We start from the raw sequence: 14937 nt of genomic DNA, 5'->3' as shown, positions 1-14937 counted from the left end.
TGTAAGAACAATGCTCTTTCAATTTTGTTATATTCGTACACTAAAAATTTTAAACATTCAATAACTTATAAAAAATAACAAACACTATGGCATTTGAATTAGAAGCGTTACCATACGCAAATGACGCATTAGAACCACATATCGACAAAGAAACGATGGAGATTCATCACGATCGTCACCATCAGGCTTATGTGGACAATCTGAATAAGGCTATCGCCGGTACCGATGCGGAGAATGCTTCTTTGGAAGATATTCTGAAAAATGTAAGCAAGTACTCTCCGGCTGTACGTAATAATGGCGGCGGACATTACAACCATAAATTATTTTGGACTGTATTAAGTGCTGACGGAGGAGGTGAACCTACAGGCGAGCTGGCTACAGCTATCAATGAAACTTTTGGTTCATTTGACGAATTGAAGAGAAAACTGCAAGAGGCTGGAGCTACGCGTTTCGGATCGGGCTGGTCATGGTTGATCGTGACAGCAGACGGTAAATTGGCTGTGACTTCTACGCCAAATCAGGACAATCCTTTGATGGATGTGGCAGAAGTGAAAGGTACGCCGATTTTTGGTATCGACGTGTGGGAACACGCCTACTATTTGAAATACCAGAATAAACGTCCGGCTTACTTGGAAGCTATTTTCAATGTGGTCGACTGGAATGCAGTTGCGGCAAATTATGCTGCGGCTAAGTAACAGGGCAAAAAGACGTTAAGTTCAGTAAATTATTCCGTCATTTCGACGAGGAACGAGGAGAAATCTATAGACGCACAGGGGTAATTTGTTCCCTATATCCTTAGATTTCTCTTCGTCGTACCTCCTCATCGAAATGACGGTTTAAGTTTTGTAGATAGCCTCTTTTTTAAGATATTTGTTTATGTTTCGGTCATTGCGTTATCTGTTTTTGGGTGTAATTGTGTTTTTGTCCTGTGGACAACGTATGCCTGACAGCAAAATAAACGTAAACAAAGAAAATAGAATAAAAATGGAAAATAATGTTGCTATTTTGGCGGGAGGTTGTTTTTGGTGTACAGAAGGACCTTTCATGTTGCTGGAAGGGGTCGAAAGCGTAACATCGGGCTATATCGGTGGCCATGTGGCGCATCCTACCTACAAACAGGTGTGTACGGGAGAGACCGGTCATGCCGAAGCTGTTAAAATCGTGTACGATACGACAAAGGTAAATTATGAACAATTGCTGGAAGTCTTTTTTACGGTGCATGACCCTACGCAACTCAATCGACAGGGCAATGATATCGGTACACAATACCGTTCGGCTATCTTTCCGGTCAATGATGAGCAACGTACAAAGGCCGAATTGTATATTTCGACCTTGAAGGAAGCGCAGGTATTCGATAAGCCGATCGTCACGACCATTGAAGAGGCAGACGCTTTTTATATTGCTGAAGAGTATCATCAAGATTATTTCAACAAAAATCCCGAAGATGCTTATTGTCTTTTTGCTGCCAAGCCCAAATTGGACAAAGTGCGAAAGTTGTTTGCCGATAAACTGAAAAAAGGCAAGTAATCATTGCTATATGAAGCCCATCCAATTCACACTTCCGGTCTACGGAGAAGGAGTTTTTTCCTTGTTGGAGGACAAAAAGGACAATTTCTACAATTACTATCATCGTCATGATGAATTGCAGATCACGTATATACTAAAGGGCAAAGGTACCATTATGGTAGGCAATATTGTGCAATCCTTTCACACAGACGATGTGTTTGTGCTCAAACCCAATGAGCCGCACATGTTTGACAAATATGGCAACGGAGAGCAGGTAGATGAGCAGATACATGCTATCCATGTATTTGTTCACCTCGAACGTATGGGCAAACTATTTGTACTTCCCGAATTTGAAGCCGTGGCTCAGTATTTATTGGAATTGGATGCCAGCCAAAAAATAGATCCCAAGGCAAGCCCCTTACTCAAGACATTTTTTTTGAATCTTTTGACGAGGACGGCTATCCCTAAGTTTGCTGAGTTTATCTATTTGCTGCATACTTTGACACAGTATAAGCAATCATCTATCTCTCTTTATTCAGGTATTCGTAATTTGGCTTATTCGGATCGGGATGGTGTGCGGATCAGCGAAGTTTACAAATACACTTTCGATCATTTTCATGAAGATATAGCTGTGGAAGATGTAGCGTCTATCGTGCATATGACACCGACTTCTTTCTGCAAGTTCTTCAAGAAACATAGTATGAAAACTTATATTGGTTTTTTGAACGAGGTACGGATCGAGAAGGCTTGCCAGATGCTTATCAATAAGCATACCGAAAGTATCTCGGAAACCGCTTTCCAAGTAGGATTCAACAATGTGGTACACTTCAACCGGGTGTTCAAACAGGTGACCGGATTGTCGCCCAGGCAGTACCTGACACAGCATCAAGTGTAGTGATCTGGTGGCGCAACGCTACCTGTCCGGTGGGCAGGTTTCTGCTTGCGCTGGTTGTAGAGACGTAAGATCTCACATTTCTACGAACAAAAAATATCATCAATCGATTGGCCTTATCAAAAACCTATCCCTTTTTACTTTGTTGATAAATAGGTGGTTGTTGATTTATATTGGAGGTTTTTTGAATTTTTATAACCTTCTTGAAGATAAAAAATGTTAATTCATGGACAGTTGCAGTATATAAAACGGTCAAGTTATTTCGTTTTTTTACAAAAAAGAAAATTAAGCTATGTTAAAGGGATTTTTTAATGTTCCGGCACCGGCCAACGAACCGGTTTATTCCTATGCGCCCGGAACGACAGAACGCGCCTTATTGAGAGCGGCTATCGAGGAGGCTCGGAGCCGGAAAATAGATGTGCCGATGTATATCGGTGGTGAAGAGGTACATACAGCTAAAAAAGTAAAACTGACACCTCCTCACGACCATACACATGTATTGGGGTATTATTCCCAAGGTGTAAAATCGCATGTCAAGCAGGCTATCCAAGCGGCATTGTCTGCCAAAGAGGATTGGGAAAACCTTCCATGGGAACAGCGTGCAGCCATCTTTTTGAAAGCAGCCGAGTTGATTTCCGGCAAATATCGTTATAAGCTCAATGCTGCTACGATGTTGGGACAGTCCAAGAACGCTTTTCAGGCAGAGATCGATTCGGCCTGTGAGATTGTGGATTTCCTACGTTTCAACGTCAAATATATGGCCGAAATCTATGGACAGCAACCTCCTGCAAATAGTAAGGGTGTATGGAATAGGGTAGAGCAGCGCCCCCTGGAGGGGTTTGTGTTTGCTTTGACCCCGTTCAATTTCACGGCTATCGCGGGCAATCTGCCGACGAGTGTGGCGATGATGGGCAATGTCGTCGTGTGGAAGCCTTCCAATACGCAGATATATTCGGCGAATGTACTGATGCAGGTCTTTCGGGAAGCCGGATTGCCGGATGGTGTGATCAATTTGGTCTATGTATCCGGGCCGGATGCGGGAGAGGTAATCTTTAAGCATCCCGATTTTGCCGGTATACATTTTACGGGATCTACGGGGGTATTCCAGGATATATGGAAAACCATCGGTCAGAATATCCATTTGTACAAATCTTATCCGCGTATTGTCGGTGAGACCGGAGGCAAAGACTTTATCCTTGCGCATGCTTCAGCGGATCTGGATGTATTAAGTACGGCTTTGGTACGTGGTGCGTTTGAGTATCAGGGGCAAAAATGTTCTGCGGCTTCCCGTGCTTATATTCCGAAGTCGTTGTGGAAGGATCTGAAAAAAATGATGGAAAAGGATATTAAGTCCTTCAAAATCGGTGGTACCGAGGACTTTGGCAATTTCATCAATGCCGTGATTGATGAGAAATCGTTTGATAAAATTAGTAAATACATTGATCGGGCAAAAAAATCAAAAGATGCCGAAGTCGTTATAGGTGGTGAGTATGACAAATCCGAGGGGTATTTTATTCATCCCACTGTAATTTTGGCTAAAAAACCGGATTATGAGACCATGTCCGAAGAGTTGTTTGGCCCGGTGCTGACGGTCTATGTGTATGATGACAAGAAGTGGGCTGAAACTTTGAAACTGGTCGACGGTACTTCTATCTACGCTTTGACAGGAGCTGTTATAGCACAGGATCGCTATGCGATACAGGAGGCTACCCATGTTTTGCGCAATGCTGCGGGCAACTTCTATATCAACGATAAATGTACCGGTGCGGTCGTAGGGCAACAGCCATTTGGTGGTGCCCGTGGTTCGGGGACCAATGACAAGGCGGGGTCGATGATCAACTTACTGCGTTGGGTTTCGCCGCGTACGATCAAGGAGACATTCAATCCCGATACGGATTATCGGTATCCTTTCTTGTCAGAGGAGGAATAATAGATCCTGACCGGATATTATTTTGTAGAGACGCGATTAATCGCGTCTCTACGTATTTTATAGGGACAGTCTGCTCTTTTATATATTCTCTAAATAAACACCCTTTTATCTTTTATTGACTATATTTGTAAAACAACTGTAAGTTGTTCAATTTCAATACTTCAATCTGATATTTGTATGAAAAGGTCTGTAGCTATAGCGTTGGTGTTTATATGGATAGGTTTTGTATGTGCGATCAGTTTTATGGAAGCTTGGCTAAAATTTCAGGCTCCCGGCGTGAGTGTCGGTATAGGATTGGGGATAGGGCGTTTGGTTTTTGGAGCGCTTAATAAGGTGGAATGGGGCTTGTTTCTGATCAGTGCGGTATGTCTCTTTCCGTGGCGGCACGAAAGGCAGGCGGTGCAGGGATTGATACTAGCATTATGCATAATACTGCTTGCACAGACATTTTGGATGTTGCCTGTATTGGACGCCCGTGCAGAACTCCATATCACAGGAGCACCTGTGCCTTCGTCCAATATACACTTTTATTATGTTGGGTTGGAGATCATAAAGGTTATAGGGCTTGTTTTTGTGGGAATGGGTTTGTTGGATAAGCCTCTGGTACTGGGTATTAAAAAATCGTTATAAATATGCAAAACAAGTCTGAAAATTATAGCTATGATACGCTTAGCGAAGCTGTCAACGATCTACAAAGACGGGGGTATACCGAGGACTTTCTACTCGGCGATGCTGAGGAATGTCTGATCTGTAAAAAGCATTCTTTGGAACTGTCTCCTGACGAATTTATCATTGACGAAATCTATCGCTTTGAAGGTATGACCGATCCAGCGGACGAAAGCATAGTTTTTGCTGTTTCGTCGGACAAATATGCTATCAAAGGATTGGTGATCAATAGTTTTGGTGCTGACTTTGGATATCGGGCGTCTAAGCTCGTCGAGGGACTGCAACGGAAAAGGGAAGATTGAACGGTACATTTTGTTTATGCTTTATAAATAAAGTAACTTTGTGCAATCAAAATCTGTATCGTCATGATTGGTCCTAGTATTATATTTTATATTTTTTTTGCTATTCCATATATTATCCTGATGTATTGGCTGGTCAAGCAGGACAAAAAGAAATATGTGTGGGGCATAAGTATTGTGACTGTTATTGCTATTTTGGGGATATATGTCTCCCAAAAGGCTAGCAAGAATGCTATAGAGAATTATAAACAGCATCAGATCGATGCCCGTGAGCAGGAAGCAGAGATGCGAGATAGTGTAGTTCATGAATAAAGGCCGCGCACCTTCGGTGCGCAGCCTTTATTCAATTTATTTTGTGATGCCTTCCAACTTTAGTATAAACGCATATTCCAAAGCTTGGTCTTTCAGGTAGTCAAATCTCCCCGATGCGCCGCCGTGACCAAATGCCATATCCGTTTTTAAGAGTACAACGTTATTACCTGTTTTGATCGCTCGCAACTTAGCTACCCATTTTGCCGGCTCGAAGTATTGCACTTGGCTGTCGTGTAGTCCTGTGGTGATCAATAGATTGGGGTATTCCCTGGCTTCGATATTCTCATAAGGCGAATAGGATTTCATATAGTCGTAAGCCTTTTTTTGATTGGGATTTCCCCATTCGTCATACTCATTTGTAGTCAAGGGAATGGTTTCGTCCAACATAGTATTGACCACATCCACAAAAGGTACGGCGGCAATGACACCGTTCCACAGATCCGGAGCCATGTTGATGACTGCACCCATCAGTAGCCCTCCTGCACTACCTCCTTCGGCATAGAGATGGCCTTTGGACGTATATTTTTGATCAATCAGGTATCTGCCGCAGTCGATAAAATCGGTAAAGGTATTGATTTTTTTCATCAGCTTACCGTCCTCGTACCATTGTCTCCCCATTTCCTCTCCACCTCGTATATGAGCTATTGCATAGATAAATCCTCTGTCCAACAGGGATAACCGTGCGGAACTAAATGTAGCGTCTGTCGAGGAGCCATAGGATCCGTAGGCATAGAGATAGAGGGGAGCTGAGCCATCTTTCTTCGTTCCTTTTTTATAGACCAACGAGACGGGGACTTGTGTGCCATCGGTCACAGGGACGAAAAGCCGTTCGGTTATGTATTTATTCGCATCATACCCTCCCAACACTTCTTGTTGTTTCAACAAAGTTTTCTCCCGGCTCTGCATATTGTAGTCGTACGTGGAAGAGGGTGTGACCAAGGATGTGTATCCGTAGCGTACTTTATTTGTGTTGTATTCTTCGTTTGTACTTGGGTAAACGGTATAAGCGGCTTCGCCAAATTCCAAATCATGTTGTGAATGGTCATGTATGTTGTGGATAGCAAGGTTGTTCAGCCCATTTTTGCGTTCGGAAACGACGATAAAATCCTTGAACTCATCTATCCCTTCGATCAGTACATCCGGACGATGTGGAATGTAGTCTTTCCAGTTTTCTTTTTGCGTTTTGTCCAACGGCGTTTGCACGATTTTAAAGTTTTTTGCTTGATCATTGGTCACGATCAAAAAGCAATCGTCCAGCGATACGACTGAATAGAGTACATTCTTCCGACGGGGTTGAAAGATATGGAAATCTCCATACGGGTTGTCTGCGGAAAGATAACGAACCTCTGAACTTGTTGTGTTTTGAGATTGTATAAAGATATATTTTCCGTTTTTTGATTTGCCTACACCAATATAGTTGGTGTTGTCTTTTTCGTCGTACACGACTACATCCTGCTCGGTGGATGTACCCAATACATGGCGTTTTATCTTTTCGGACAATAGGGTAAGCGGATTTTTGGATGTGTAAAACAGCGTTTTGTTGTCGGCCGCCCATGTGGCTCCGCCTGTTGTCTGTGGTATTCTGTCTTGTAGGATTTCTCCTGTTTCCAGATTTTTGATGTGGATAATGTATTCTCGACGGGATACGGTATCTACACCGTAAGCCAATAGCTTATTGTCGGGGCTGACTTCATATCCACCGATTGCATAATAGGCAAATCCTTTCGCCATTTTGTCTACATCCAACAGGATCTCTTCTTTGGCATCCAAGCTTCCTTTTTTGCGGCACAGCTTATAGTATTGTTTGCCTTCCTCGGTGCGGCGATAATAATAGTAGCCATTTTTGAAGTAGGGTACTGATTCGTCTTTTTCCTTGATACGGGATTTCATTTCATTGAATAGACGGGCTTGCAAGCCTTCGGTATCCTTCATCATGGCAGTGGTATACGTGTTTTCGGCTTCTAGGTATTGGAGCACTTTCTCTGCGTCGGGTCCCTGTTTGAAATAATCGTTGAGCCAATAATAATTGTCTACTACCGTATCACTGTGTATGACACGGTGGTGTGGCTTTATTTCTGCGATGGGGGGCTGTACGTCCGGCCAGTTTATCTCGGAGGGAGTTTTCTTTTGCTCGGTACAGGAAGTCAGGATAGCTCCTAAAACGATCATATAGCTGATTTTTTGAATGTTCATGTGTATTATGGAAAATTGATCAAAAGTACGAAATAGTATCTGATTTCTTTAGTTTATGATTGGAGTCGTCAGATCAAATGCTTCTTGTTTTTTTGATATTATATATGGAGGGTTATTTTAGACATATCAATTTTCTATCTCCCCCTACACGGTCCATTCGGCCTCTATGCCGGCCTGGCATCCGACTTGGAAAGGGCCCAAGTCGGCAAGGCCCCTTGTCCAATCAATGTGGTCTGTCACACAGGCTTCCCTCACGTCAGCAGATCCCGTCAAGGCTGGGAAGAATTCCGAAGCCTTAGGATGGGGCTTCGGAAATATCCCTTAGGCCTTGTCCTTCCCACCATCCCCGGTATCTGCTGTCGTCTGCCACCACTTGTGATTGGACGGAGCGCATTCTACATCCGATAGCTTATCCCTGCATATAATGTGCTGATATGCAGGCAAAGTAGTCCCGTATTAGACAGCGTCCGTCCATTTCACCAGCATCGGCAGGAATAGCCCTGCAACGGGAGGCTGTGCGGTGGGATGCCCCTAGTTCCGTTCAGTTTTGTTGATGGGACTGTGGGCAAAGGCCCTAGGGAGACAAAACCAAGGGCAGCAGTTGCACAGGGCTATTGAGTGAGGAGATGTGCGACAGGATGCCTTGAAATGGACAAAGGTTTATCTTCGATGAGCTCCACTTCGTTCCGATTTGGTCCTTTTGCCTTACAAAAGGACTAGGCCTGTCTGACCATGAAGACGGAGAGGTAGTGGGGTGGAAAACAGAATTTAGTTGCTTAAAATAACCCTCCCTTTTAACTCAACACCATTTATAGCAATAAAAAAATGATGCCTTTGTTCTGTTCGGATTGTGGGCTAAAGAAACCATTTTTAGTTTTATCAGTTTTTAACACTATAAAACAAACCGTAACGCTATCTTTGTAAGATTAAGAAAAAATATATGCATAAATCAAAACTTTTTATTGCCTTGTTAGGGTTGGGGATACTGCCGTTCATGGGTCTTGCCCAAAACAAGAAAGATACTCCTCCGGCCAATTGGTATAATCTGGATTACAAGTCCGATGGTGTCATGGGCATCAGTACGGAGAAAGCCTACGAATTGCTGAAAGGACGCAAATCCTCTCCTGTGGTCGTAGCGGTTATTGATGGAGGAGTGGATGTACAGCATGAAGACTTGAAAGAGGTGGTATGGATCAACAAGAAAGAAAATGATGACAACGGCAAGGACGATGATAATAATGGGTATATAGACGATAAGTACGGGTGGAATTTTATCGGGAATCCCAATGGTGAGAATGTAAACCATGACAATCTGGAAGTGACCCGATTGATTGCCAAATTAGAACCCAAGTATATTTCCGTATTGCCTACAACGCCTTTGTCAGAAGCCGAAAGGCGTGAATTTGTGGCTTACCAAAAGATGGTATCCGATTATACCAGCAAAATGGACGAGGCTCAGTTTGGAGACTTGAATTATGGTCGTCTCAAACAAGAGATAGATCGCATGATATCTAAGATTGGAAAGGAGCCCAAAGATATCACGAAGGAGGATGTCGGTAAATTCTCTGCGGATAGTGATGGCCAAAAACTGGCGTTACGCGTGACTAAAAAAGAAGTGGACGACAAGTCTTTTGAAAAATTTTATGAAGAACTGAAAGAAGGGGTAGAATACTATAGCAATCAGGTCAAATATCACTTGAATAAAGACTATGATCCCCGTCGTATTGTAGGTGATAATTATGAAGATGCCAATGAAAGGTATTATGGCAACAATGATGTCAAAGGCCCGGATGCGGATCACGGTACGCATGTCGCCGGAATCATCGGTGCCAAAAGAAATAACAATATCGGGATCAACGGGGTGGCAGATAATGTAGAGATCATGGCGGTAAGAGTGGTGCCTAATGGTGATGAAAGAGACAAGGATGTGGCTAATGGGATACGCTACGCTGTGGATAATGGTGCGAAGATCATCAATATGAGTTTTGGAAAAGGATATGTGTATAACAAAAAGGCTGTAGATGATGCGGTAAGGTATGCTATGGAGAAGGATGTGTTGTTGGTGCATGCTGCGGGCAACGACGGGAAGAATATCGATATTCACCCGAACTATCCGACCAAGTATTATACCGATAGCTTAAATGCGGTCATGGGAGAAGCGAAAGCTTGGATTACAGTAGGGGCGACAGCTTGGAAACAAGATGAAGACTTGTTGGCTAGTTTTTCAAACTACGGATACAAATCGGTAGATGTATTTGCACCGGGGGTATCCATACACTCTACCATGCCGGACAATAAGTATAAGGATCAGCAAGGAACGAGTATGGCAGCTCCTGTTGTATCTGGGTTGGCAGCTATGTTACGCGCGTATTACCCCCAGCTTTCAGCCGAGGAAGTCAAACAGATTATTCTGAAGTCTGTTGCTAAAGTAGATCAAAAGGTCAAAGTTAAGCAGGAGGGTTCCAGCAAGAGGGTGTATCTGGATGAAATAAGCGTAAGCGGTGGTATTGTCAATGCCTATAATGCTATAGTGGAAGCTGATAAATATATTTCTGTTAATAAAAAGTAAAAAAATGTTAAATACGCTACAATATTAACTTCGGTTTTGCGTTTAGAAGATAAGACGTTAAATCAGAGGCTTATGGTAGAAAATTTTACTACAATTGAAGAGAAGACCTACACGAGTGACGTAAAAGAAGCAACTGTTCCGATGGATAATGAATTTGAAGCCAACATTAGGCATTGCGTTCAGAGATTGGCCAAGGAACCACGTCAAAGTGTTATTGATGGTTTGTTGGATTATTCCAAGTCCTTGTATCAAGGAGAAAACTAAAAAGACCGCCAAACGGCGGTCTTTTTAGTTTTTATACTAGACTCATAAAAGACTAGTCTGCAATAATCAAAAAATAATTTTTCTTGCCCTTTTGGGCGACCAAATACCTGTCGTTGATTAGGCGGGAACTGTTGATTACTTGCTCGGTGTCTGTTAGCTTTTCCTTATTCAAGGAGACCCCACCCCCTTGGAGCATTTTTTTAGTTTCTCCTTTGGAGGGGAAGACCTGCGTTTTGACAGCCAATAGGTCCAGGATAGGGATGCCTGCTGACAATTCGGATTTGCTGACGTTGAATTGTGGTACCCCGTCGAATACTTCTAAGACATTGTCGTGATCCAGGCTGGCCAGAAACTCCAATGATCCATTTCCGAATAAAAATTCGGAGGTTTTGACGGCCATTTCGTAATCTTTTTCGGAGTGGGTACGTATGGTGATGTCTTTGGCCAAGGCCTTTTGTACCGCCCGTTGGTGCGGTGCGGCATCGTGTTCGGCAATGATCGCATCGATCTCTTCTTTGGTCTTCAGCGTGAATATCTTGATCCAGTTTTTGGCGTCTTCATCCGAAGCATTCAACCAAAACTGATAGTATTTGAACGGTGACGTTTTTTTAGGGTCTAGCCACACGGCTCCGGATTCGGTCTTGCCGAATTTTTGGCCGTCTGATTTTTTGATCAGTACGGTCGTCAATGCATAGGCTGTCCCTTGATCTTGACGACGGATCATCTCACTGCCCGTGACGATATTCCCCCATTGATCTGAACCGCCCATCTGAATTTTGCAGTTGTGGTGTTTCCACAGGTAATAGAAGTCATACCCTTGGATGAGCTGGTAGGTAAACTCGGTGAATGAAAGACCGTTATCACCTTCCAGACGCTTCTTTACCGAATCCTTGGCCATCATGTAGTTGACAGTGATCAACTTGCCCACATCACGAATAAAATCCAGAAACTTGAAATCTTTGAACCAGTCGTAGTTGTTGACCATTTTGGCATCGTTTTCACCTTCGCCAAAATTCAAGAATTTTGCTAACTGAGTTTTAAGACAGTCTACATAATGATTTAATGTGGGTTCGTCCAAAAGATTTCTTTCTGCCGACTTGAAGGAGGGATCTCCGATCATTCCGGTTGCTCCGCCGACGAGGGCCACGGGTTTGTGTCCGGCATTCTGAAAATGGATCAGTGTCATGATCTGGGTCAAATGACCGACATGTAAAGAATCGCCCGTTGGGTCAAAACCGATATATCCAGCCACTTTTTCTTTGCCCAATAGCTCTTCGGTGCCCGGCATGATGTCTTGAAGCATGCCTCTCCAACGTAATTCTTCTACAAAGTTCATAACAATATGATTTAAAAAATTAAATTAAGATTGCAAAGATAAGAGATTATGACGTATCTTACGGCATCAATTACGAGATAAAGGCATTGTCGTGAACTTTTTGTCGCATTATTACTTCGAACGTTTTGCTTCTGTACCGGAGCAAGTGTTGGGGGGGCTGCTCCCGGACCTGTTGAAGAATGTTGACAAAAATTATTCTTTTCAGCTTCAGAAACTCGAACAGGAACTCTCTTTTCATCCTAAGAGTAAAGCCATCACAGAAGGTTGGCATAGGCATGTAGAAGTGGATAAACTTTTTCATGGCTCTGATTTTTTTTATGAGCATACGCATCGTATTCGGAAACAGATCGAGCATGTGGTCGAGGATTTGCCTGTGCGATCGTCTTTTCTGGCTCATATTTCCCTGGAATTATTATTGGACCACTTGCTGATCGAACAGCATGTGCTGAATGTTGGCCGTCTGTATGAGCATTTGGAAGCCGTAGACAGGAAGGTTTTGACGGTGTATCTTCAGCAGCTGGGTGGGGTAGATATAGATCGCTTTTTTGATTTTTATGATCGTTTTTTGCAATCGCGGTATATCTTTGATTACAGGGAAATGGATAATCTTCCGCATGCTTTGTATAGTATCTGCAAGCGTGTTTGGGATTTTGAAGTCGGTAGCCGACATTTTGAGGAATTGTCCAAACAACTGGAGGAATACAAAAGGAATTATCTTGAAAATTATAGGGAAATTTATACTTTTATCCAAGATAAGATAGCGTGATTTATTTTTTAGCTAAATCTGGCGCAAGTATTCGTGAAGCTGTGCTTGTGACTAAATATGGGCACAAGCGGGATCCCGATGTTCGGGACGCCAGCCAAGATGTAAATCGTGGTTAAAAAATAATAAAAATGAAATAATAAAATATGAAAAACCAACTTTTCAGAAAGAAAAGTGTCAGCCAAATATTATCCGATTCAGCGACACACGGGTCAGGTTTAGCAAAAGTTTTAGGTGTACGTGATCTAGTGTCCTTGGGTATTGCCGCGATTGTAGGGGCAGGAATCTTTAGCACGATAGGCTTGGCTGCCTTCAACGGAGGACCGGCAGTATCGTTGCTTTTTGTTTTTGTTGCTTTTGCCTGCGTATTTACAGCCTTGTCGTATGCACAGTTTGCCAGTACGGTGCCTGTGTCAGGAAGTGCCTATACCTATGCTTATGTCGCATTTGGTGAGCTCTTTGCGTGGATTATCGGTTGGGCTTTGGTGCTCGAATACGCTGTGTCAAATATGGTGGTGGCTATTTCCTGGTCACAGTATTTTGTGTCCATGTGTGAAGGGTTTGGTTTGCACATTCCCAAATGGCTGACCATGGCACCGGGATATGCGTTGGATGCTCATGAGAAAATGCTTGAGGTCGGTTCGGCTAACCTGGCAGGTATGGACAGAATCGCTATACAGGCTTATGAAACTGCTCCCCGAATAGGAGATATACCTGTTATTTTTGATTTGCCTGCGGGGCTGATTACTGTTTTGGTGACCTGGTTGGTATATATTGGGATCAAGGAGTCGCAGCGGGCCAGCAATATTATGGTCGTTATCAAGATCGGTATTATCCTCGCCGTCATATTGGGAGGAGCTTTCTTTGTCAAACCGGAAAACTGGACTCCGTTTGCGCCGAATGGATTAGGAGGGGTGCTTAGCGGTGTAGCCGCTGTATTCTTTGCCTTTATCGGCTTCGATTCGATCTCGACGACGGCAGAGGAATGTAAAAATCCCCAAAGGGACTTGCCCAAGGCTATGATATACTGTCTGGTTATCTGTGCTGTATTGTACGTCGCTATTACCTTGGTATTGACAGGGATGGTCCATTATACCGAACTTAATGTGAAAGATCCATTGGCCTATGTGTTTGAATATGTAGGATTTGATTATATGGCTGGGATTATTTCGGTCACGTCGGTTATTGCCATTACCAGTGCTTTGTTAGTTTTTCAATTGGCGCAACCGCGTATATGGATGACGATGAGCCGGGATGGCCTGCTGTGGAAGAAGTTTGCGACGATTCATCCGAAGTATAAGACACCATCATTTGCCACTATCGTGACAGGAATTGTGGTGGCTGTGCCGGCTTTGTTTTTTAAGATGGATTTCTTTGTAGACCTAACTTCGGTAGGTACATTTTTTGCCTTTATTCTGGTCTGCGGCGGTGTACTGTATATGGATAAGACCGGTCTGTCAAAACAGTCGAAATTCAGAGTGCCGTATATGAATGGTAAATACTTGGTCGGTCTGGGGTTTATTCTGGGATTGGTATTGATGTATATATATGGACAGGATAGCCTTGCGGAATGGAAAACATTGGGTACTAAGGAAGTAATTTTGCACAAGTCTCTCGTCTTGGTGTTTTGGGGCACGTGGTTGGTGCTGAGTATTTTGAGTTTTAAGCACAGTTTTTCATTACTTCCTGTGACAGGTATCTTGGTCAATCTGTATCTGATGAGTGAATTGGGTACGAGTAACTGGCTTATCTTTGTGGTATGGTTGCTGATAGGATTAGGAATATACTTTATGTACGGGTATAAGCATTCGAGATTAAGGGAATAGGGATGCCATCCCTATTCCCTTAATCTCTTCGTATAAAATCCCGGTCTTCGTCGGATAAGTTTGATGTGGAATAGGGGGATTGCTCTGGAGACGCGGATGTTGTTGCGGCGGATGTCTCGGTGGCATTTGGATTACTTATGCCGTATTCTTTGGGATGTTTCTTGCGTCTGCGGAATAGTACACCTCCCGTGATGACACCCAATAGGTAAAAGCTGCCCAATATAATCAATTTGGAAGTGCGGATTTCACCGAATAACCAAAATGTACTTTCTTCCTTGTTGTAGAAGAGAACAATGACCACAAGTGCCAATAGGATAGCTATAATGATAGTTTTTGGTTTCATAATCGTCTTTGTTTCTATGCACAAACATAATAAAAAAA

The 14937-nt window shown here is 43.1% G+C and carries 14 protein-coding genes; 11 read left to right on the top strand and 3 right to left on the bottom strand.

The window, feature by feature from the left end; genetic code table 11:
- The first annotated feature begins 86 nt into the window (after positions 1–86).
- From G5B00_RS13860 to G5B00_RS13830, 7 genes are all read left to right on the top strand, one after another.
- Positions 87–695 (top strand): superoxide dismutase, encoded by a 609-nt coding sequence (locus tag G5B00_RS13860; protein WP_163876533.1) that lies wholly within the window; start codon positions 87–89, stop codon positions 693–695.
- A 289-nt stretch (positions 696–984) separates the two neighbouring features.
- Positions 985–1527: a peptide-methionine (S)-S-oxide reductase MsrA gene (gene msrA, locus G5B00_RS13855; RefSeq protein WP_163876530.1), complete on the top strand. Its 543-nt coding sequence runs from the start codon at positions 985–987 to the stop codon at positions 1525–1527.
- A 10-nt stretch (positions 1528–1537) separates the two neighbouring features.
- Positions 1538–2401, top strand: coding sequence for a helix-turn-helix transcriptional regulator (locus G5B00_RS13850; RefSeq protein WP_163876527.1), 864 nt, complete (start codon positions 1538–1540; stop codon positions 2399–2401).
- 289 nt (positions 2402–2690) lie between these two features.
- Positions 2691–4328: an L-glutamate gamma-semialdehyde dehydrogenase gene (pruA, locus tag G5B00_RS13845; RefSeq protein WP_163876524.1), complete on the top strand. Its 1638-nt coding sequence runs from the start codon at positions 2691–2693 to the stop codon at positions 4326–4328.
- Between the two features lie 177 nt (positions 4329–4505).
- Positions 4506–4958 (top strand): hypothetical protein, encoded by a 453-nt coding sequence (locus G5B00_RS13840; RefSeq protein WP_163876521.1) that lies wholly within the window; start codon positions 4506–4508, stop codon positions 4956–4958.
- A gap of 2 nt (positions 4959–4960) precedes the next feature.
- Positions 4961–5296: a phosphoribosylpyrophosphate synthetase gene (locus tag G5B00_RS13835; RefSeq protein WP_163876518.1), complete on the top strand. Its 336-nt coding sequence runs from the start codon at positions 4961–4963 to the stop codon at positions 5294–5296.
- A gap of 63 nt (positions 5297–5359) precedes the next feature.
- Positions 5360–5605, top strand: coding sequence for a hypothetical protein (locus G5B00_RS13830; protein WP_163876516.1), 246 nt, complete (start codon positions 5360–5362; stop codon positions 5603–5605).
- 36 nt (positions 5606–5641) lie between these two features.
- Here G5B00_RS13830 and G5B00_RS13825 read toward each other — a convergent pair whose 3' ends face one another.
- Positions 5642–7798, bottom strand: a complete 2157-nt coding sequence (locus G5B00_RS13825; protein ID WP_205966427.1) for a S9 family peptidase — start codon at positions 7796–7798, stop codon at positions 5642–5644.
- Positions 7799–8738: 940 nt separating this feature from the next.
- On the opposite strand from G5B00_RS13825, the gene G5B00_RS13820 reads away from it, so the two are divergent.
- Positions 8739–10367, top strand: a complete 1629-nt coding sequence (locus tag G5B00_RS13820; protein ID WP_163876513.1) for a S8 family serine peptidase — start codon at positions 8739–8741, stop codon at positions 10365–10367.
- A gap of 72 nt (positions 10368–10439) precedes the next feature.
- Positions 10440–10631: a hypothetical protein gene (locus tag G5B00_RS13815; RefSeq protein ID WP_163876511.1), complete on the top strand. Its 192-nt coding sequence runs from the start codon at positions 10440–10442 to the stop codon at positions 10629–10631.
- A gap of 52 nt (positions 10632–10683) precedes the next feature.
- Here G5B00_RS13815 and tyrS read toward each other — a convergent pair whose 3' ends face one another.
- Positions 10684–11967 (bottom strand): tyrosine--tRNA ligase, encoded by a 1284-nt coding sequence (tyrS, locus tag G5B00_RS13810; RefSeq protein WP_163876509.1) that lies wholly within the window; start codon positions 11965–11967, stop codon positions 10684–10686.
- Between the two features lie 91 nt (positions 11968–12058).
- On the opposite strand from tyrS, the gene G5B00_RS13805 reads away from it, so the two are divergent.
- On the top strand, positions 12059–12733 hold the full coding sequence (locus G5B00_RS13805; protein WP_163876506.1) for a hypothetical protein: 675 nt from the start codon (positions 12059–12061) through the stop codon (positions 12731–12733).
- Between the two features lie 143 nt (positions 12734–12876).
- On the top strand, positions 12877–14556 hold the full coding sequence (locus tag G5B00_RS13800; RefSeq protein WP_163876503.1) for an amino acid permease: 1680 nt from the start codon (positions 12877–12879) through the stop codon (positions 14554–14556).
- Positions 14557–14575: 19 nt separating this feature from the next.
- Here G5B00_RS13800 and G5B00_RS13795 read toward each other — a convergent pair whose 3' ends face one another.
- Entirely contained in the window at positions 14576–14899 is a 324-nt protein-coding gene (locus G5B00_RS13795) for an LPXTG cell wall anchor domain-containing protein (RefSeq protein WP_163876500.1), read from the bottom strand.
- Positions 14900–14937 lie beyond the last annotated feature (38 nt).

The organism is Parapedobacter sp. SGR-10, assembly GCF_011030405.1.
In the GTDB taxonomy this organism is placed as follows: domain Bacteria; phylum Bacteroidota; class Bacteroidia; order Sphingobacteriales; family Sphingobacteriaceae; genus Sphingobacterium.
Note: the sequence above shows the minus strand (reverse complement) of the source record. Positions and strands in the feature narration are given on the sequence as shown.

What these genes read in the sequence shown, in the direction of transcription:
- G5B00_RS13835 (WP_163876518.1), top strand. Translation starts at nt 4,961, where the DNA reads ATGCAAAACAAGTCTGAAAATTATAGCTATGATACGCTTAGCGAAGCT.
- G5B00_RS13840 (WP_163876521.1), top strand. Translation starts at nt 4,506, where the DNA reads ATGAAAAGGTCTGTAGCTATAGCGTTGGTGTTTATATGGATAGGTTTT.
- G5B00_RS13800 (WP_163876503.1), top strand. Translation starts at nt 12,877, where the DNA reads ATGAAAAACCAACTTTTCAGAAAGAAAAGTGTCAGCCAAATATTATCC.
- G5B00_RS13820 (WP_163876513.1), top strand. Translation starts at nt 8,739, where the DNA reads ATGCATAAATCAAAACTTTTTATTGCCTTGTTAGGGTTGGGGATACTG.
- pruA (WP_163876524.1), top strand. Translation starts at nt 2,691, where the DNA reads ATGTTAAAGGGATTTTTTAATGTTCCGGCACCGGCCAACGAACCGGTT.
- msrA (WP_163876530.1), top strand. Translation starts at nt 985, where the DNA reads ATGGAAAATAATGTTGCTATTTTGGCGGGAGGTTGTTTTTGGTGTACA.
- G5B00_RS13825 (WP_205966427.1), bottom strand. Translation starts at nt 7,798, where the DNA reads ATGAACATTCAAAAAATCAGCTATATGATCGTTTTAGGAGCTATCCTG.
- G5B00_RS13860 (WP_163876533.1), top strand. Translation starts at nt 87, where the DNA reads ATGGCATTTGAATTAGAAGCGTTACCATACGCAAATGACGCATTAGAA.
- G5B00_RS13830 (WP_163876516.1), top strand. Translation starts at nt 5,360, where the DNA reads ATGATTGGTCCTAGTATTATATTTTATATTTTTTTTGCTATTCCATAT.
- tyrS (WP_163876509.1), bottom strand. Translation starts at nt 11,967, where the DNA reads ATGAACTTTGTAGAAGAATTACGTTGGAGAGGCATGCTTCAAGACATC.
- G5B00_RS13795 (WP_163876500.1), bottom strand. Translation starts at nt 14,899, where the DNA reads ATGAAACCAAAAACTATCATTATAGCTATCCTATTGGCACTTGTGGTC.
- G5B00_RS13850 (WP_163876527.1), top strand. Translation starts at nt 1,538, where the DNA reads ATGAAGCCCATCCAATTCACACTTCCGGTCTACGGAGAAGGAGTTTTT.
- G5B00_RS13815 (WP_163876511.1), top strand. Translation starts at nt 10,440, where the DNA reads ATGGTAGAAAATTTTACTACAATTGAAGAGAAGACCTACACGAGTGAC.